Source organism: uncultured Cetobacterium sp. (genome assembly GCF_947072685.1).
Classification (GTDB): Bacteria; Fusobacteriota; Fusobacteriia; order Fusobacteriales; family Fusobacteriaceae; genus Cetobacterium_A.
In genome coordinates this window covers 43178-63224 of sequence record NZ_CAMTIK010000004.1, presented here as the reverse complement: position 1 = coordinate 63224, position 20047 = coordinate 43178, and the positions used below count along the sequence as shown (strand labels likewise).

The 20047-nt window shown below is 31.8% G+C and carries 19 protein-coding genes and 1 riboswitch; of the genes, 7 read left to right on the top strand and 12 right to left on the bottom strand.

The genetic code is table 11. From position 1 onward, the window contains the following. Positions 1-28 precede the first annotated feature (28 nt). From Q0V67_RS02265 to Q0V67_RS02220, 10 genes are all read right to left on the bottom strand, one after another. Positions 29-379: a DUF6672 family protein gene (locus Q0V67_RS02265; protein ID WP_297596648.1), complete on the bottom strand. Its 351-nt coding sequence runs from the start codon at positions 377-379 to the stop codon at positions 29-31. Beyond that, complete coding sequence (locus Q0V67_RS02260) at positions 376-1473, bottom strand: ABC transporter permease (RefSeq protein WP_297596646.1); 1098 nt, start codon at positions 1471-1473, stop codon at positions 376-378. Before Q0V67_RS02260 ends, Q0V67_RS02265 begins: the two co-directional genes overlap by 4 nt. Next, positions 1473-2510, bottom strand: coding sequence for an ABC transporter permease (locus Q0V67_RS02255; protein WP_297596644.1), 1038 nt, complete (start codon positions 2508-2510; stop codon positions 1473-1475). Before Q0V67_RS02255 ends, Q0V67_RS02260 begins: the two co-directional genes overlap by 1 nt. Next, positions 2503-4092, bottom strand: a complete 1590-nt coding sequence (locus Q0V67_RS02250; RefSeq protein WP_297596641.1) for a sugar ABC transporter ATP-binding protein — start codon at positions 4090-4092, stop codon at positions 2503-2505. The genes Q0V67_RS02255 and Q0V67_RS02250 overlap by 8 nt, the downstream gene beginning before the upstream one ends. Positions 4093-4162: 70 nt before the next feature. Further along, positions 4163-5341, bottom strand: coding sequence for a DUF3798 domain-containing protein (locus Q0V67_RS02245; protein WP_297596639.1), 1179 nt, complete (start codon positions 5339-5341; stop codon positions 4163-4165). Between the two features lie 222 nt (positions 5342-5563). After that, positions 5564-6955 (bottom strand): dipeptidase PepV, encoded by a 1392-nt coding sequence (gene pepV / locus Q0V67_RS02240; RefSeq protein WP_297596638.1) that lies wholly within the window; start codon positions 6953-6955, stop codon positions 5564-5566. A gap of 2 nt (positions 6956-6957) precedes the next feature. After that, entirely contained in the window at positions 6958-7833 is an 876-nt protein-coding gene (locus Q0V67_RS02235) for a VacJ family lipoprotein (RefSeq protein ID WP_297596636.1), read from the bottom strand. After that, positions 7823-9103, bottom strand: a complete 1281-nt coding sequence (locus tag Q0V67_RS02230; protein WP_297596634.1) for a serine/threonine protein kinase — start codon at positions 9101-9103, stop codon at positions 7823-7825. The genes Q0V67_RS02235 and Q0V67_RS02230 overlap by 11 nt, the downstream gene beginning before the upstream one ends. A gap of 26 nt (positions 9104-9129) precedes the next feature. Then, complete coding sequence (locus Q0V67_RS02225) at positions 9130-9909, bottom strand: Cof-type HAD-IIB family hydrolase (protein WP_297596632.1); 780 nt, start codon at positions 9907-9909, stop codon at positions 9130-9132. 17 nt (positions 9910-9926) lie between these two features. Beyond that, positions 9927-10691: an RNA methyltransferase gene (locus tag Q0V67_RS02220; protein ID WP_297596630.1), complete on the bottom strand. Its 765-nt coding sequence runs from the start codon at positions 10689-10691 to the stop codon at positions 9927-9929. 158 nt (positions 10692-10849) lie between these two features. Here Q0V67_RS02220 and Q0V67_RS02215 point away from each other — a divergent pair, with 158 nt between their 5' ends. The 3 genes from Q0V67_RS02215 to Q0V67_RS02205 all read left to right on the top strand — a co-directional run bounded on the left by Q0V67_RS02215 (position 10850) and on the right by Q0V67_RS02205 (position 14070). Beyond that, complete coding sequence (locus tag Q0V67_RS02215) at positions 10850-11878, top strand: extracellular solute-binding protein (RefSeq protein ID WP_297596628.1); 1029 nt, start codon at positions 10850-10852, stop codon at positions 11876-11878. Between the two features lie 111 nt (positions 11879-11989). Continuing rightward, the gene (locus tag Q0V67_RS02210) at positions 11990-13084 is read left to right on the top strand and encodes a DNA polymerase III subunit beta (protein ID WP_297596626.1); all 1095 of its coding nucleotides are present in this window, start codon (positions 11990-11992) and stop codon (positions 13082-13084) included. A 20-nt stretch (positions 13085-13104) separates the two neighbouring features. After that, the gene (locus tag Q0V67_RS02205; protein WP_297596623.1) at positions 13105-14070 is read left to right on the top strand and encodes a magnesium transporter CorA family protein; all 966 of its coding nucleotides are present in this window, start codon (positions 13105-13107) and stop codon (positions 14068-14070) included. A gap of 58 nt (positions 14071-14128) precedes the next feature. Here the strand turns inward: Q0V67_RS02205 and fusA are convergent, their stop codons facing one another. Next, positions 14129-16189, bottom strand: a complete 2061-nt coding sequence (fusA, locus tag Q0V67_RS02200) for an elongation factor G (RefSeq protein ID WP_297596621.1) — start codon at positions 16187-16189, stop codon at positions 14129-14131. Positions 16190-16309: 120 nt separating this feature from the next. Next, positions 16310-16585 carry an HU family DNA-binding protein gene (locus tag Q0V67_RS02195; RefSeq protein ID WP_185875956.1) on the bottom strand — a complete coding sequence of 92 codons (276 nt, stop codon included), beginning with the start codon at positions 16583-16585 and terminating at the stop codon, positions 16310-16312. Positions 16586-16741: 156 nt separating this feature from the next. Between Q0V67_RS02195 and Q0V67_RS02190 the strand changes: the two genes are divergently transcribed. The 4 genes from Q0V67_RS02190 (at position 16742) to Q0V67_RS02175 (ending at position 20046) form a co-directional block, all read left to right on the top strand. Continuing rightward, positions 16742-17572 carry an N-acetylmuramoyl-L-alanine amidase gene (locus Q0V67_RS02190; RefSeq protein ID WP_297596618.1) on the top strand — a complete coding sequence of 277 codons (831 nt, stop codon included), beginning with the start codon at positions 16742-16744 and terminating at the stop codon, positions 17570-17572. 63 nt (positions 17573-17635) lie between these two features. Next, a riboswitch (FMN riboswitch) is annotated at positions 17636-17762 on the top strand. A gap of 70 nt (positions 17763-17832) precedes the next feature. Continuing rightward, positions 17833-18306 (top strand): 6,7-dimethyl-8-ribityllumazine synthase, encoded by a 474-nt coding sequence (gene ribE / locus Q0V67_RS02185; RefSeq protein WP_297596614.1) that lies wholly within the window; start codon positions 17833-17835, stop codon positions 18304-18306. Between the two features lies 1 nt (position 18307). Continuing rightward, a complete protein-coding gene (gene ribD, locus Q0V67_RS02180) occupies positions 18308-19405 on the top strand; it encodes a bifunctional diaminohydroxyphosphoribosylaminopyrimidine deaminase/5-amino-6-(5-phosphoribosylamino)uracil reductase RibD (RefSeq protein ID WP_297596612.1) in 1098 nt (365 codons plus the stop codon). Continuing rightward, the gene (locus Q0V67_RS02175) at positions 19390-20046 is read left to right on the top strand and encodes a riboflavin synthase (RefSeq protein WP_297596610.1); all 657 of its coding nucleotides are present in this window, start codon (positions 19390-19392) and stop codon (positions 20044-20046) included. Before ribD ends, Q0V67_RS02175 begins: the two co-directional genes overlap by 16 nt. Position 20047 lies beyond the last annotated feature (1 nt).

Here is a 20047-nt window from a genome sequence, read left to right as displayed (position 1 = left end):
TGTAACAGTGCTTGACACTGTTACATTTTTAATATTGTGGTATAGATTTTATCCACTCCTCTTTTTTAGCTACAAAATTTTCTACCATAATTTCGCTTCCTCTATTTAAAGAAAAGTTTATCTCCCCATAAAAATTTTCTCCATCTATCTCTATTTCAAACTTATGTTTTAATCCCTTTAACTCCAATATAGCTTTTTTATTTTTTGATATTTTTTTAGCTTTCTCTCCTTCAATTTTAAAAACTATATTTTTAGACTCATTTTTTTCTTTATATTTATTATCTATTATAAGTGTATGCTCTTGCCCTGTATAAAAAAGAATAAATGTTATAAAAATTATTCCTAAAAAAAAGCTCAATATTCCTAGCACTCTTTTCATAAGGCTTCCCCCTCTTTTGCATCAAAACGTGCTTTTCTTTTTTTCCTCTTATCTCTTTCTCTTCTCCACTCATGCATCACTAATACAAGGGCTATTATACCATAGGATATAAACACTCTAAAATACTCCCCTATTTGAGCCGACCCCATAAGCTCTTTTCCTGCCATTGGAGATATTATAAACATCATATGAAATAATACAATCCCTGTTATTGCGTTTGGGATACTTGCCTTAACTGCTGAAGCCCCACCTATAAGAAGAGCTGCAATTGAAAACATCCCTATTTGTTCATGACTATTATATGTATTCATAGTCCCTATATTTTGTAAATAAATTATTTGCCCAAAGCCCGCCAAAACTGTTGAAATTACAATAGCAATTATTCTTGTTCTATCTACATCTATTCCTGATGCTCTTGCAATATCGATAGCTTGTCCAACTGCTCTCATATCTTGCCCTAACTTTGTTTTTCTAAACCAAACTATAAACACACATAAAATGGCAACAATTATAAATGTTGCTAACGGTATTTTCTGCCCCAAGATATTAATTTCCAATAACCCATCCAATCCCTGTCTTATTCCCTGTAAATCTATTGCATTTCTTATCCCACTTCCCCTTGATAAAATAAGTTTAGGATTTGATATTTTTATTATGCTTCCCATCCCATAAAGAACTACAAGTTGATATATCCCATTCATAAATAACCCCAATATCATGGATGTGATCATCTCTTTTCCTTTAGCTTTATTTAAAACACTCCCACTCATACATCCCAATAAAATTGCGATAGGTGTGGATATAATCATAGCTAAAAATACGCCCTGATACCCTACAACTCTCATTTCTGTTATAAATATAAGGGCTAATTGCCCTGCCATAGCTCCTAAAACAATTCCAAAATTAAGCCCCATTCCCGCTATTATTGGAATTAGTAACGAGAGTACTAAAAACAGATTCCTATCCAATCTCAATATCATTTCTTGAATTAAATATTGTGGTGTCAATTTTGAAATAGGAACTGTTAAAATTATAAAAAACAGTATAAATATAGGAACAATATTAGTTTCTAAAAATTCTTTTAATCTTTTCATTAATTCCCACCCCCTTTTCTAGTAAGCGCATACAGTATCATTCCATTAGAAATTATAACCCTTATTGTTTCTGACATATCAGTTTTTATAAGTCCACTTATAACAATCGGCGTCATCGTTATTATCCCTTGAAACAGAAATGTACCCACCACAACATTGAATATTGTCGCTTTATGAACTGAAGCTCCACCTATCAAAATTGCTGCAATTGCCGGAAAAGCCATATAAAATGGTGCTAAATAAAGCTGAATAAATCCAAAACTTTGTTGATACACAATTATTCCTAGCGCCGCTATGACTGTAGACATTACAACCGACACTATCCTCGCTCTATCTATATCTATTCCAACTGATTTAGCAAATTTTTCATTTGCTCCAACAGCTTTCATAGAAAGACCACTTCTACTTCTAAAATACTCCTTTATCAAGAAAGCAACTAAAATAAAAAATATAAATTCTCCAATAAAACTGTAACTATTAGGTATATTCAAAACTTTACCCAATATCTTACTCCAGTAGTTCTCTACACTCACTGTAGTACGAAGCCCCTCCCCTCCATAAGCCCAAATCATATCCGGCTTTTTAAACGGCAATAAGAGCCACATAATACACATAAGTGCTACGGATGAAAACCCTACATAAGTAGCTATCATCATCTCTCCACCTTTTACTTTATTTAATATCTTCCCATACCCATACCCAAAAACTACAGCTATTGGTAGAGATATCATCATAGCTCCTAAAAAACCTAAAAAACCAGTCAATCCTAGTTCAATACTGATTACTGCTCCTAAAAGTCCAGCCTCCACTCCCAGTGGCATTCCAAAATTCAATCCTGTCCCCCCTTGAATCATTGGTACTAGTGACAAAACCAATATGATATTCATCCCAACTCTTACAAATGTATCTTGAAAAGCTGTTTTAAGATTTATCCCTACAAACGGAGCAACTGCATAAAGAGATATCAAAAAAAGTGCGATTATTATTCTAGGTAATCCTATCTTAGAAATTTTTTTAGATATATCCGTTCTATTCATCGCTGCCCCCTTTTATTCCAACCATCATCTTCCCAAATTCTAGTAAACTTGCTTCTGGAGGAAGTATTCCTGCTATTTCTCCTTCGTTAACTATAGCTATTCTGTCGCATATCATCCTCAACTCTTCAAGCTCTGAAGAGGTTAGTATTATTGTCATATTTTCTTTTACATTATATTCCCTTAGTGTTTCAAGAACAATTTTTTTAGCTCCGATATCAATCCCTCTAGTAGGTTCAGATACAAACAAAATATCTGGCATTATTGTGAAAGCTTTAGCCAAGCAAACCTTTTGTTGATTTCCGCCACTCAATTCACCAACTTTTTGTTTACCTCCCATACATTTAATTTCTAATTTATCTATATATTTATTAGAATTATTTTCAACAGAATCCATATCTAAACTATTAAAAATTCCAAAACACTTCTTTTTTAAAAATTTCTTTTTTATACATATCGATGGATAAGCTATATTCAAATCAATTGTTTCATCGAGGATTAATCCTACCTCTTTTCTATCCTCCGATACAAAATAAATCCCATTTTCTAAAGGAATCTTGGGATTATTTAACTCTAATTTTTCCCCTCTATAAATAATATCTCCACCCGCTTCAAAAAGTCCCATTATACCATTCGCTATTCCAACTTTTCCCTGACCTGCCATTCCTCCTAATCCTATTATCTCCCCTTTTTTGATACTTAAATTTATCTTTTTAACTTTTTCTCCAGGCATATCTACCCACAAATCATTTATCTTTAATATTTCTTCTATATTCTCAGTTTTTTCTTTCTTACTACTTTCATGAGATATCTTACGCCCTATCATCAATTCAGTAATTTCATTTACATCAGTTTTTGACGTTTCTAATTCATTCATCATAACTCCATCTCTCAAAACTATAACCCTATCGGATATATTCATAATCTCTTCCAATCTATGTGTTATAAATATTATTGCAATTCCCTCTTGTGATAGTCTCTTCATAGTTTTTAAAAGTATTTCAGCTTCTTTCTCTGTTAAAACTGCTGTAGGTTCATCCAAAACTAATAGTTTAGTATTTTCCCTTTCAATCTCCCGTGCAATTTCAGTAAACTGCATATGAGCAACAGGCATATCCGAGATTTTTGTATCTATGCTCAAATCTATTCCTAAATGAGATACCGCTTTTTTAGCTCTTTCATCATTTAGCTGCTCATCTACTCTACTTATTCTCTCTCCAAAAATATCTTTAAGAAATGATTTTTTTAAACTCTCTCTGTTTAGAACTATATTTTCTGAAGCCTTAAATCCTGGAATCAAAGAAAATTCTTGATGAACCATTCCTATTCCCGCATTTAAAGCATCAAAAGAAGTTTTAAAACTTACTTTTTCTCCGTTGAAGAACATTTCTCCGTTATACCCGCCCGTTTCATTTATAACAGACATCCCAAATATTATCTTCATAAGTGTAGATTTCCCAGCTCCATTTTCTCCTACTAATCCTACTATTTCACCCGCTTTTATATTTAAATTTATATCTTTTAAAACTGTATTCTCACCAAAACTTTTAGATACACCTTCCATTTTTAAAAGTACTTCAGACATCCCATCACCTCTTGAGTTTATTAAAATATTGACCACTAGTTATAGAAACTAGTGGTCAATATATTTCTAATTATTTAACTGAAAAATATTTTTCCGGTACTTCTAATTCCGTCATTTTCAAGTATCCTTTTCCTAGCACATAGGTATCTTGATATAATAAATAGAAATTGTCTTTTTCAACCCCTCTTACATCCACATAGTTACTTCCATTCCATTGTGCTCCTGGAGTATTTTTAGATAAAACTTCTTTAAGAGAATCGAAATCATCTATTTTTGATTTTCCATCTAAAACATTTTTAGCTAGATCAACTAAAGAGACTGTCACAGCAAAATTGTATGAATATGCCCATGTTCCCATTCTTCCACTTGCACCTTTATCCACAACTGTTTTTTCTACTTTCCCTAATATTTTTGGCCAATTTCCTTTCTCACTCTCTGTAAATTGTATTCCTAAAGCTCCAGGATAGCCCATAGTTGGAGATGGTAAATCAGCCTCAACAAAATACCCTCCTAATTCACTAACTCTTTTCAACAATGGCTCTGTATGGGCATCATTCGTTGCAAAAAAAGCTACATTGCTCCCATATTTATTTATCCAACTTGGAACTTGCTCCAATATATATTGTTGTGCTCCAGCTACTCCAACGTCACTTACAGGATCTGGAGCTGTCATCTCAATAAACTCCATACCTAAATCATTTGCCGCCACTCTCATTATATTTCTTCTCTTTGAAAGTAATTCATAACTCATATGTCTTGGGAACGATATATGCATAAATTTATCTGCTCCCATCTCTTTAGCAGCTTTAACTATCAGATATCCTCTTGCGATACTATCTGGATTTACAACTAGATCTGACACCTCCCCTATCATCTCCGGGTCCTCATGTGGAGAGTTTGCTAACAACAGTATATCCGGTCTTTTTTCTCTTATTCTTCTAAAAGCCTCTACTGTTCCTGGAATAGCTTCTCCTATAACAATCGCCTTCATTTTTGGATCATCTGCTAAACTTACCATTTGAGATATTGTTGTCTCCATCTCTTGCATAAAGTTATCTGGATAGGTCACATGAACAATCTCTCCCCCTTTATCGGCAGCACCGTAAATCTTTATGGCTTCTTCTGCACCCCTAAGACCATCTTCAGACTGAGAAACCGTTCCTGTTATAACCCCAATATGATACGGAACTTCCGCAAAAGTAAATACAGAAAATAATGTTGCTAATAGATACGTCAATATTTTTCTCATAAATAATTCCCTCCCTATTTTTTATTTTTTATTATTCCGAATAATATATTTCATTATCTTTTAATTTGAAAATATATTTTTATAATAGTTCTATTCATATTTTATATAATTATTATCAAAATAGGTGACAATCTTTTGAAGTGCTATTTTTTTACTACTAAAGTCTTTTTTATTTTTCAAAACAAATAAAAAAAACTGCATCTCTGCAGTTTTTTAATACACTTATTTAGCTAAATCATAGATTGCTTGAACATATATTTTTAACCAAGTATCCAACTTTTCTATCTCCAAATATTCATTCTTTTGATGCATATTGTCCTCTTGACCTTTTAATAATGCTCCAAACGCAACTCCATTAGTCACAGCTCTAGCATATGTACCACCACCAATTGAAACAGGTTCTGCATCTACATCTCCAGTAATATCCTTATATATTCCCATCAATGTTGTTACTAAGAAACTGTCCTTTGGAACATAAAGCGGATTTTTGGCAGATCTTACTGTCACTTCTATCCCTTTTGTTTTTGCTCTTTTCTCAATCTCTTCAAGTACTTGTTCTTTTTTATAAGTAACTGGATATCTGATATCAAATCCAAACATCATATTTTTTTCAGAACACTCTATTTTTCCAATTGTTAAAGTCAATACTCCTGACGGTTCATCTTTAAAGTCTATTCCTAAGCTAGCTCCCGAGTATTCCATCCCTATATATTCAGCAAAGAACTCAACTAAATTCTTTAGCTGCTCATCTTCAATTTCTATAGTCGATAAGAATGAGAACAGTGCTGAAATTGGATTGTATCCATTCGCTGGTCTTGCACCATGAGATGCTTTTCCTAAAGATACGATCTCAATCTTACCATCCTTTTCTGAGGCTGATATTTTATATTCTTTCCCTTCGTTATATCTATCTAAGTTATTAAATATCTCACTTTTCATTGATAGCGGGAATATCCCTACTGTTGAATCTGGAACAGAGTTAAATGCTACTCCACCATTTATTGAGAAATTCAACTCATTTGAATACTCTTTAGATAGCATAAGATGGAGTATCCCTTTTTCTGCAAAAGTTACTGGAAATGATGAGTCTGGTGTGAATGCCATCGCTGGTTGTGGCATATTTAATTTTCCAAAATAGTGATTCATACACCCCCATCCTGTCTCTTCATTAGCTCCTACAATCACTCTTACTTTTCTATTCAGTTTCACTCCTGAGTCCTTTATGGCTTTCAATGCATAAAGAGCTGCTATTGTAGGTCCTTTATCATCTAGAACACCTCTTCCATACATCTTTCCATCCACTATTTTAGCCTCATAGGGTGGGTGGTCCCAACCTTTTCCCTCAGGCACTACATCCACATGACCTAAAATTCCTATCATCTCTTCGTCAGAACCGTCCCCAAAATCGATATGACCTGCATAGTTATCAAAGTTCTCCACTTTAAATCCTAGCTTTTCCCCTAAATTTAACATGTGTTCTAAAGCTTTTGCCGCTCCCTCTCCAAAAGGCATTCCTTCTAATGGCGCTTCTTGCACACTCTTAATCCTTACTGATTCCTGAATTGATTTTACCACATCATCCTTGTAATTTAAAACAAACTCTTGTAAATTCAAAACTATTCACCTCTCCCGTTAACATCGTTTATACCTATTAATGTATCCCTATATTTTGTATAGAAATATCTTACATACTCATACTCAAACGGACTTCCCGTTCCATAGTATCTAAACTTTTTGGTTTCTTTTCTTATATTCACAGCATCTACCGCTGCTACTCCCCAATTATTTACATCCACTCCAACTGAGTCATATGGATCTATATTATATATTGTTGCTGCTCCTATACTCTTTCCTGTTGTATCTCTCAAATTTGATGGTCCAAAACCAGGTAAAACTAAATATGGTCCGTTTCCAACACCATATTTTGCAAAAGTTAATCCAAAATCTTCATATGTTTTTGGCAACTCCATTCTTGTGGCTACATCAAACAACCCTAAAACACCTACTATTGTATTTATACCAAATCTAGCCAATGTAATTGTAGCTTTTCTTCCTTCTAGTTGAAGTAGTGAATTTATAAATGTGCTAATATCTTGAAGGTTAGAAAAGAAGTTTGAAACCCCTTTTTGAACCATGTTAGGCGCTATAAATTCATAAACATTTACAGCTGGTATCAATACATATTTATCTAAATAATAATTGAAATAATATATTCTTCTATTTAAAGGCTCTAGAGGATCATAAACTTCAATAAATTTAGTTCCATTCACCTCTTTTTTTTGAATAACCTCTCCCGTCGAAATAATCGGCTGGGGCACTACCTCTTTTCCTAAATCTAACTTTAAATATTCTTTATTTTTTACTGCAACTTTTTCTATTATTCCCGAATTTTTTCTGCTCTCTTTTTGAGTGGTATCTAATTTTTTTTCGGTGGAAGAACAACCTATTAACAGAGCAAAACTTACTATCAATGTCATTTTTTTACAACTCATTATTAAATACCCCCTTATTCAAGAATTCTAACATTTTATCGACATTTGTTTGATAAAACATATTCCCACAATGACCTCCGTAAGGGTATATTAAACTTCTTTCTAAAAAGGTATCTGTTATAAACGCCTTATCTTTTGGTGAAAGAATAAAATCATCTTCATTTGTCACAGCCACTATCTTTTTCTCATTTTTTAAATACTCTCTAAGAATTCGAAGATTTCCATATTTTACCATATCATTAAATGTTAAATCTCCTCCCAATATTTTTAAATAATAAGGATAGGCTAACTTTTCTAAATAATCACTGAAATCTGCAAAATTTATAGCCTCAAAATATGGATACATCCTTGAAAATTTCCCCGGTACAGTCTTAGAATACACATGTGTTCCATTTATTTGATCAACAATATAGTTCAAATCAATCGATGTTAAATTAAAGGCTAAGCCTATCAAAATTTGCATCTTTTTATTTGAAAGTTCATGTTTTTCAAATATTGAATAGATACTCTCCTCTGTAATTTCTAAATCTGTCGGAGATATATTCTTTTTCACTTCATCTATAACTTCATCGACAACCTCGCCAATTTGGGCTTTGTTCTCTATATTTTTATCCAACATATCATCCAAGACTTTAGCTGAGTAATATAAATTTATTGAAGGATTTACCATATAAACTCTTTTGAAATTAAAATCTTTCCCCAAAGAATCTAAATAAGATAGTACTGCTGAATGTGTTGCCCCCATACTGTATCCCATTAAATATATATCCGTAATCTGAAGATTGTCCTCTTTCTTTACTTTACTAAGCATATCTCCCATCACATTATACAGATCTAAACCGTCCTGTATCAACACTCCTGGAACTTGACTATTTGAAACATTCAAAACAAAATTTGAATTAAATACAGATGTTACAGTCAACACATGATAGCCTGCTTCATAAAATATTTTTTGGAAATTTTGCGTTCTAACAGAATTATATGCTGATCCTGTTCCTGAAAGAACATAAATTAATGGGGCTTTCCCTTTTTGTTTGCTCAACGAAAATTTAAAACCTCTCTCATACCAAAGATTTTCTGGTATTTTTTTACTTCTTCCAAGTTCAATTTTATACTCTTTTACAGGCACACTCTCCGGCACTCCTGCAGTCATAATTTTAGAACTTCCTATTATTGTGGCAACATATGGATTCTTCATTGGAAAATCATATGCTGCATAAAGAGTTGCACTCATTAAAAATATAAAAACAAATTTTAGATATCTTCTCATAAATTAAACCCGCCTCCATTTTAGGATTAAATAATTTTTTTCAACTCTTCAAGAACCCCGTTTTCGTTATTACTTTTAGCTAAAAAATTTGCAACACTCTTAACTTTTTCATGAGCATTCTCCATAGCAAAGCTGTATTTTCCCCTTTGGAGCATCTCACAATCATTTAAGTAGTCCCCAAAAATCATTGTTTCATCAACCGTTACTCCTAATTTTTTTTGTAACACTCCTAAAGCTATCCCTTTATTTGATTCCAAGTGACTTATATCTAGCCAAATTTCACCCGACACAACAATTTGACAATCTATTTCATTTTCTAAATATGGATAAACATTTTTCTCTGTCCCCGTCAAATCACAATATGCAATTTTTATTATCTCATCATCTTTTATTTCTAGTAAACTCTTAACAATCTTTTTTTCCTCATAATATTTTTCTACTTCTTTTATAAAATCAGAATCAGTTGATTCTATATATGCTGATTTTTTTCCACATAAAACTAAATTTGTAGTCGGTATTTTTCTACCTAAATCCACATATTTTTTAATTATATCTTCAGACAACACTCGTGAATAGATCTCTTCTTCGTTTTCTATCACGTAACTTCCATTTTCAGCTATAAAAACTATTTTTTCTTTTATTCTCGCAAAATTTTTCCTTAAATTTTGATATTGTCTACCACTAGCAACTACAAATTTTATTTTCTTTTGATCTAACTTTTCATAGATACCCCAAAATTCATCCGAAAATTTTTTTTCATCATTTAAAAATGTTCCATCCATGTCAGTGACAATTAATTTTATCATATCTCCCCCAACTTCCATCATTTGTTTTCTAATTTATTTCTGACTTCATACAGAACAATCCCGGCTGCCATCGCAACATTTAACGATTCTGCACTTCCATAAATTGGAATTATCACTTTTTCATCACTTAGAGCTATAATATCTTTTGAGACTCCATCCCCTTCATTTCCAAATATAAAAGCATTTTTTTCACTTAAATTTAGTTTAGTATATGGAATAGAATCCTTTTCTAAAGCGGTTACAACTATTTTGTAGTCCCTATCTTTTAAAAATGAAACTAATCTTTCCTCTTCGAAATATAAAATATTAATTGCGAGTATTGATCCCATTGTGCTTCTTACCGTTTTTTCATTATAGCAGTCCACACTTCCTTTTGTTAAAATTATATCTTTAAATCCAGCAGCATCGGCTATTCTTATTATAGTTCCTAAATTTCCTGGATCTGAAACTCTATTCAATACAACTATATTATCTCCCAATTTATCTAGGCACTCTTGTTTTGAATTGTAACATATTATCACACCTTGGGAGTTTTCTTGAGATGTTAATTCTTTAAAAAGTTTTTCCGGTAAGGTTATTTTTCTACACATATGCTTCTTGGCAGAACATAAAATTTCTTCTGATACACCCTCTTTAAAAATAATAACATGAGGAGTTTCCTCAAATTCTAAAAATTTTCTTCCCTCCGCTAAAAACATATTTTCAGAATCTCTATATTTTTTAGTTCTCAATTTTTTTAGATTTTTAAACGTTTCATTTTCTTTACTTGTTATAAATTCCAATTTTACATCTCCTATTTTTAGTCTATATTCATTCATGATTATACATTAATTTTCAGTTATTTTCCAGTGTAATAATACTTCAAGATATTCTTGACTATATATAAAAAATATAATACAATTTTTAATAGTTGTAAAAATTATATATTTAGGAGGTTTAAGTGAAAAAATTACTAACTTTACTATCTTTGGTTTTTCTTTTAGCTAGTTGTGGAAAAGAGAAACAAAAAAATGAAAATACTCTTTATCTTTATGGTTGGGCGGACTATATTCCCACAAAAATTTATGAAGATTTTGAAAAAGAAACAGGTATTAAAGTGGTGGAAGATATCTACTCATCTAATGAAGAGATGTTTGCTAAAATTAAAGCTGGTGGAACTGGTTACGACATATTAACTCCTTCTACTGACTACGCTGAAATTTTAATGAATGATGGAATGATTGAAAAATTAGATAAAGCAAAACTACCATCTTTAAATAATATAGATCCAATGGTTCTTGAAAAACTTCAATATTTTGATAAAAATAACGAATATGCTTTTCCATTCGCTATGGGAGCTACTGCTATTGCGGTAAACACTAAATATGTTAAGAATTTCCCTAAGGATTTCACGATATATAATAATTCTGAATATAATGGAAAAATGACTCTTCTTGATGATATGAGAGAGGTTATGACATCAGCTCTTGGTACTTTGGGATACCCTCAAACTACTACTGATGAAGCACATATAGCTGAAGCTGCAAATCTTGTTAAAGAGTGGAAGAAAAATATCGCTAAATTTGATTCTGAATCTTTTGGTAAAGGTTTTGCCAGTGAAGATTTCTGGGTTGTTCAGTGCTATCCAGATAATGTTCTAAACGAGCTTACAGAGGAACAGTTAAAAACTACTGAATTTATTATTCCAGAAAAGGGTGGAACTGCTTATATAGATTCATTTGTTATTCCTAAATCTGCACCAAATAAAGAAGCAGCATATAAATTCTTAGATTTTGTTCAAAGACCTGAAAATTACAAACTGATTGCTGATCACCTAAGAATTCCGTCAATCAATATTCCTGCAAGAGAACTTATGACAACTAAACCAATCTATTCTGTTGATGATCTTGAAAAGACTGTAATTTTAAAGGATATTAAAAATACTCTTGATATTCAAAGTAAATATTGGCAACAAATTCTTATCGATTAATATGTGAACTATTTAGCTTAACTCTGTTATTGAGTTAAGCTTTTTTTATTTCTTGTAACACTTCCTCTTTTGGTGTATAATTTTGGAAAAGACTTATTTAGGAGGATACCTATGAATTTTAATATAAAAAGAAATGAGTTAGTTGAAATTTTTTCTGAATTTATCAATATTTTAAAAGATAATCCTGTTAAACCTATAATATCAGGTTTAAAGATTGAATCTAACAATGGAAAAGTTACTTTCACAGGAACAAATTTAGATGTTAATTATATAAAAACTCTCTCTTGCGAAACAGTAGAAAATGGTATTGTGGTTTTCAAACCCAATCTCGCTTTAGAATATATAAAACTTTTGGATGATGACTTTATTACTCTTTCCTCTAAAGGTGAGGTATTATCTATACATCTAGCAGAATTTACCCTTTTATTTTATGATAATTTCCCTGAGAATTTGGAACTTCCTATCTTAGAAGAGGTAAGTAAAATTTCATCACAAGAACTCTATAGAGGTTTTGAAAAAACAAAATTTTCTGCAGCTCCTTCCAGTGAAAATTTAGCAATCAATTGTATTAGAGCTATTTTTAAAGAGGATAGAATATCTTTTGTTTCAACCGATTCATATAGATTGACATATTTGAAAACTACGAATAAAGCTTTTATTGATAAAGATTTTTCTATTCCGCTTGATTCTGTTAATATTCTTTGTAAATTGATTAAAGACGTCAATGAAGATATCAGTATCGGTTATAATGGAGAAAACCTTATCTTTATATGGAATAACTCATATTTTTTAACTAAGGTTACTACTCTCCCATTCCCTAATTTTGATGCTATTCTTTGTGGGAATAGTTTCAGTAAAGAGATTGAGTTTAACTATACCGAGTTTAAAAGTGCTTTAAAGAAAGTTCTAACTGTTGCTAGAACAAGTAATGAAGCTAAAAACGGAGCTATTTTAGAGTTTAAAGGAAATAAACTAAGCATCTCCGCTTCTTCTGGAAAAGCCAAAATAAATCAAAAAGTAAATATGATTAAAACTGGTGACGATTTTAAGTGTTCTTTAAATATCAAATTTCTTTATGATTTCATCGAAAACTTAAATAACAATATATTCATAAAGGGAAACTCTTCATCAGCAATGTTTGAGGTTACAGAAACTAATAATCTTTCATACAAATATATACTGATGCCTCTTGCCCTTAGAGATTAATTTTATTTTAAGGTGGTTATATGATAAAAATTTATAAAAGTCATAATGATATATTAGAAAAAAAGCTTTTTTCTATCTCTGAAACTTTAGAGGTCGAAAAATTAACCGAAAAAAACACATGGATTCATCTTTCCAATCCAACTGAAGAGGAGATCAAAGTTGTTACAAACAGCTTTGATATTCCAGAAGAACATATCAGAGCTGCCCTAGACGAGGAAGAAAAAGCCCGTTTAGAAATTGATGATGACATTATCTTGGTTATTATCGATGTTCCTATACACGATGATAATAACCGTTGTTCTTTTACAACAGTTCCTTTAGGTATAATTCTTTTAAACGACCATATTTTGACTGTATCCACAGTTAAATTAGCTCTTATCGAAGAGTTTATTCAAGGGAGAATTAAAAGTTTCTTCACTTTTAAAAAAACTAGATTCATTCTTCAAATGCTGTTTAGAAATTCTACATATTTTTTACTTTACCTTAAGCAAATTGGAAGAATCAGTGATAATATTGAAAGACAACTTAAAAATAATCTTAGAAATCAAGAGTTAATGCTTCTTCTTGAATTAGAAAAAAGTTTGGTTTACTTTACAACCTCTTTAAAATCTAATGAAGCAGTTTTAGAAAGAATGATGAGAACAGAAATCGTAAAAAGATATCCTGATGATTTAGAACTTCTTGAAGACGTTATTATTGAAACAAAACAAGCTATTGAGATGGCGAATATATATTCCAGTATTCTTGGTAGTACAAGAGATGCTTTTTCAACTGTAATGTCAAATAACTTGAATATAGTTATGAAAAAACTTACTTCTATAACTATTGTTTTTGCTATCCCCACAGTTGTTTCAGGGCTTTGGGGAATGAACGTTGGTGGAGTTCCTTTCGCCACAGATACCTACGGTTTTCTATGGGTTGTACTTGTTGCTGTCCTATTTGGAATAGCTATCACTTGGATTTTATTTAAAAAAGAACTTTTTTAAATGAATATAGAAATAAAAAACAACTCCGAACTATATTGCTCAGAGTTGTTTTTTATTTCTATTTTTTCCTAACTTCAATTACCTTTTGAGCTAAGTTGTCCTGTAGCTCTTCATATTTTAAAAATCTGTATTCAAATCTACCTCTTCCCTGAGTTAAAGATTTCAAATCTATCGCATACTTCAAAATCTCACTCTCTGGAACTTCAACTGTCAATAACTGCTCTGAATATGCCATTGGCTCCATTCCTAAAATCTTTCCTCTTCTCTTATTCATGTCCCCCATAATGTCTCCAATGTATTCATCTGGAGCTGCTATTTCCATTTTTACAATCGGTTCTAATAAAACACATTTAGCTTCTTCCATTCCTTTTCTAAAAGCTAAAATAGCTGCTTGTTTAAAAGAAAGCTCATTAGAATCCACAGGATGATAGGATCCATCATACAATGTCGCTTTTACATTTATAACTGGATAACCTGCTAATCTCCCCTTATTTTTAGCTTCCAGCAACCCTTTTTCAACTGCTGGGATATATGTTCTTGGAACAACTCCGCCATGAATATTGTCATGAAAAGAAAATTCTTGTCCATCCGGTTCAAATTTTATAAATACTTCACCAAATTGCCCCGCTCCTCCCGATTGCTTTTTATGTCTTCCTTGAGCCTCAACAGAATTTTTGATTGTTTCTCTATATGAAATCTCAGGTTCTTTTAGTATAGCGTTTACTCCAAACTTATTTTGTAGTTTATTCAATATAATATTTAAATGTTTTTCTCCTTGTCCACCCACAATCAACTCCTTTGTTTCAAAGTTTCTGCTAATGGTAAAAGATGGATCCTCATCAGATAACCTTTGCAAAGAACTGCTCAATTTGTCATCGTCTGATTTTTCTTTAGGAACAATCGACATATATAGACATGGTTTCGGAAAAGATATTACCTTATAAATTACTGGATTGTCCTTATCGCACAGCGTATCTCCCGTTTGGGCATCTGGTAGCTTTGTTACAGCTCCTATATCTCCAGCTTTAATCTCCTCTGCTAAAATCTGTTTTCCACCTCTAAAAAACGAGACCGCCCCCACTTTAACTTTTATATTTTTATTTCCTATTAATATTTCATCGTCTTTTTTTACCGTTCCTGAATTAACCTTAAAAAGAGATATTTTTCCCATATATGAATCAACAATTGTTTTGAAAATAACTGCTGAAAAAAACTCTTTTTCACAGACTTTTCTTTCAATCCTATTTTCCCCATCTAAGGAATAGCCAATTTTTGTTCCACCATTCATCTCTTTTGGTGTTGGAAGATAATTATAAAGCATCTCAAAAAGTGTCCGAACCCCAATACCATTACTAGCCGACCCAATAATCACTGGGACAATCTCTCCATTCACAACCCCATTATGAAGACCCATTTTAATCTCTTCCTCTGTAAATTCTTCTCCTGCAAAGTATTTTTCCAACAATTTTTCATCGGTTTCAGCTATCGCCTCCAATAAAAGATTTCTGACTTCAGTTATATCTATATCTTCTGGAATTGCCGCATCCACACATGTTTCACCATTGAAAACACGCCCTTTCAAATCAACTACATTCACAAATCCTTTAAACTCCTCTTCAAATCCGATAGGAATACAAAACGGAGCCACTTTTTTACCAAATTTTTCTTTCATCTCATAGAGAAGTTTTTCATAATTATGTACACCTTTATTCATTTTATTTATAAAAATTATTCTGGGAATATCTGCTTCTTCCAAGATTCTCCAAGCTCTCTCAGTTCCTATTTCAACTCCCGCTGCACCATTCACTACTAAAACAGCTCCTCCCGAAACTGCTAAAGCCGATGTAACCTCACCAAAAAAATCTGAATAACCTGGTGTGTCTAAAATATTGTACTTATGTCCTAAGTACTCCAATGGTATAACTGATGTATTTATTGAAAACCCTTGTTTCATTTCCTCCTTATCAAAATCTGATATACTTGTCTGAGAGTCCACACTTCCCATTTTAGGGGTTGTATTAGATATGTATAGCATCGCCTCTACTAAACTACTTTTTCCACTACCACGATGACCCAAAAGAGTTATATTTCTTATTTCACTCATATCATAACTAATCATATTTATTCCTCCCGATTTTTAAGAGATTTTTGTATTAGTATTTATATAGCCAATAATTCTTAATAAGTCAAGGGTAAAATAAAAAAACCGAGATTTTCATCTCGGTTTTTGAATTAAATATTAGTTCATTTTGTCTACTAAAGACTTTCCAGCTTTAAACTTTACTGTCTTTTTAGCTTCTATTTTGATTTCTTCTCCAGTTTTAGGATTTCTTCCAACTCTCTCTGGTCTTTCAACTACTTCAAATTTTCCCCATCCGATAAAGTTGATTTCTTCTCCAGCTTGTAAAGTTTCCTCTATTGTAACTAGAACTGAATCTAATTTTCTTTCTGCTTCAGCTTTTGAAGTGAATACACCTTTTTCAAATAATACTTTTGCGAATTCTTTTTTTGTCATTATATTTTCCTCCTAAAATGCTTCTATTATTGTATTTAAGTACAGTCATTTATATCATATAAACCAATTAATTTCAAATGTTTTTTAGGTTTTTTTGGATTTTTTTGATATTTTAGTATATAATTAAAATATAGTAAAAGAAAGGGTGATCCATGTATGCTTAAAAAAATAATTTTTTCATTTTTTATTCTTGTGTTATCTTCGTGCACATCGCTAAGATATAGCGTTAATTCATCTAAATATAAGTCGGTTTCCCAAAACGAAAGGGTTAGATTTATTATTTTACACTACACAGCTCTAAATGATGAACGATCGATAACTGCATTGACAAAAAATAATGTCAGTTCTCACTATTTGGTAACACAAAACCGAAGTGATGATGTTTATTCTATTGTTCCAGATACAAAACGAGCATGGCATGCTGGCGTAAGTTCATTTGATGGATATAAAAATCTAAATGATAACTCTATTGGTATTGAAATATCAAACCTTGGTTACTCCAATGCTAATAGATCAAAAATTACTGATTTAAAAAATGGAGTTGTCGATAAAAACATTTTTTTACCATATAACGATGCTCAAATCTTTAAAATCGGTATGTTACTAAAAGAACTTACTGCGAAATATAAAATAAATCCTAAATATATTTTAGGTCACTCTGATATTGCTCCAACTAGAAAAATGGATCCTGGTCCTAAATTCCCTTGGAAATATCTTCACGATAAATACGGAGTCGGAGCTTGGTATAACACAAAAGATTTTTACCAATTTTACTCACCGAAACTATTTGATTCTTACTCTATTATTGACTTAAAAAAAGAGTTAAGAAAATATGGTTATGATATATCCTTAACCAACACATGGGATTTAGAAAGTATAAAAACTATCTCAGCTTTCCAAATGCACTTTAGATCTAGAAAAATTGATGGAGTCTTTGATTTAGAGACTTTTGCGATACTAAAAGCACTAAATAAAAAATATAAATAATTTTTTTATTGACAAAATGGCGATTATTGATTTATAATCGCCATATATAAACCAAATAAAATAGATAAGCTTCAGGGCAGGGTGAGCATCTTTGCAATTCCCTACCGGCGGTTATAGTCCGCGAAACCTTCGGGTTTGATTTGGTGAAACTCCAAAACCGACAGTATAGTCTGGATGAAAGAAGTGGTTTTTTGTATTTACTTACGCCCGAAGTCTATCTTCGGTTTTTTTTTACGAAAAAATTTGAGGAGGACGTAATTATGGTTAAAACTTATGAAGGAAATTTTTTAGGAGAAAATTTAAAAGTGGGGATTGTTTGTGCCCGATTCAATGAATTTATTGTATCTAAACTTTTAGGAGGGGCTATTGATGCTCTTAAAAGACATGCTGTTTCGGAGGATAATATAGATGTTTCATGGGTTCCAGGAGCTTTTGAAATCCCTCTTATAGCTAAAAAAATGGTGGAAACCAACAGATACGATGCGGTTATAACTCTTGGAGCTGTTATTAGAGGAGCTACACCACATTTTGACTATGTTTGTTCAGAAGTATCTAAAGGGGTTGCGTCTGTTTCTCTTGAATCGGGAATTCCTGTTATATTTGGAGTTTTAACAGTTAATTCGATTGAAGAAGCTATCGAAAGAGCTGGTACAAAAGCTGGAAATAAAGGATTTGATGCAGGTATTGGTGCTATCGAAACTGTCAATCTTATTAAAAGTATATCCGAGGCGTAAAATGCATGAATATTATATGAGATTAGCTCTAGATGAAGCTAAAAAAGGGATCGGTTCTGTCAATCCAAACCCCTTAGTCGGAGCTGTTATTGTTAAAGAAAATATCTTACTAGCAAAAGGATACCACCAAATTTTTGGTGGTCCTCACGCTGAAGTAAATGCAATTAAAAATGCTACAATTACTGAGGGGAGCACTATTTATGTAACTCTTGAACCCTGTTCACATTTTGGAAAAACACCCCCATGTACTCAGTTAATTATAGATTCAAAAATAAAAAAATGTGTTATCGGAACTTTGGACCCCAATCCTCTTGTTCGTGGAAAGGGAATTGAACAACTAAAAGCCGCTGGTATTGAAGTTCTTGTTGGAGTTCTTGAAAAAGAATCTCAAAATTTAAATAAAGTTTTTTTCAAATATATACAGCAGAAAATCCCTTTTATATTTATAAAAACTGGAATCACTCTTGATGGAAAGATTGCCACTAAGAATTTTTCATCTAAATGGATTACAAACTCTATTGCCAGAGAAAAAGTTCAAAACTATCGGAATTTCTTCTCTGCAATTCTTGTTGGATCCAACACTGTAGCCAAAGATAATCCATCTTTAAGGTGCTCTCTCCCCAATGGAAGAAATCCTTATAGAATCGTATTTGATAGAAATTTGACTATTCCAGAAGAGTGTAATATAATTTATAATAATAATGACAAAAAAACTATTGTTGTTACTGATGATAGACATGTGGGTTCTGAAAAATATACCCTTCTTAAAGATAGGTACTCTATTACTTTTATACATACCTTTGAAGGTGAATCTGTCTTGGAGATTTTAAAAAAAATTGGTAATACTGGAATTGACTCTATTTTGGTGGAAGGTGGAAGTCAAATTATATCAGCTTTTTTTAAAGAAAATCTATATGATGGCGGCGAGTTTATTGTTGCTCCTAAAATAATTGGAGATTCAAAAGCAATCCCTTTTATTGATGGCTTTACACCCACTTATATACAGGACGCTTTAGAATTGAAAAATTTAAAAATAAATTTATATGATAACAATGTCGGATTTGAGTTTTACAAGGAGGATGGATGTTTACCGGTTTAGTTGAAGAGTTAGGTAAAATTATCTCTATTGATACGACTCATCAAGGAGCTAATATAAAAATTGCTTGTAGTAAAGTGATTGCTGGTGCAAATATTGGGGATAGTATCGCTACTAATGGTGTTTGCTTAACTGTCACTAAAATTAGTTCCAATAGTTTCTCCGCTAATATTATGAATGAATCTCTCAATGTTTCAACTTTAAAACAACTTCAGATAGGAGATCTTGTAAATTTAGAAAAATCTGTCACACTCCAATCTTTCCTAGGTGGGCATCTTGTTACGGGAGATGTTGATTGTTTTGGAGAGATAATCTCTATTAAAAATGATGGCTTTGCTAAAAAATTTACAATTAAAATTCCTGTTTTTTTTATGAAATATGTTGTTTTTAAAGGTCGTATCACTTTAGACGGTGCAAGTCTCACAGTTGCGACTTTAACAGAAACAGACTTTACAGTTTCAATTATTCCACACACTCAAGATAATATAACTCTCAACTTAAAAAAAGTTGGAGATTTTATAAATATAGAAACTGATCTTATTGGAAAATATGTTGAAAAAATGCTTTTTTCTAAAATTTCAGCTGACAAAAAATCTAAATCAACCCTTTCAAAAAGTTTTTTAGCTGAGAATGGATTTTTCTAAA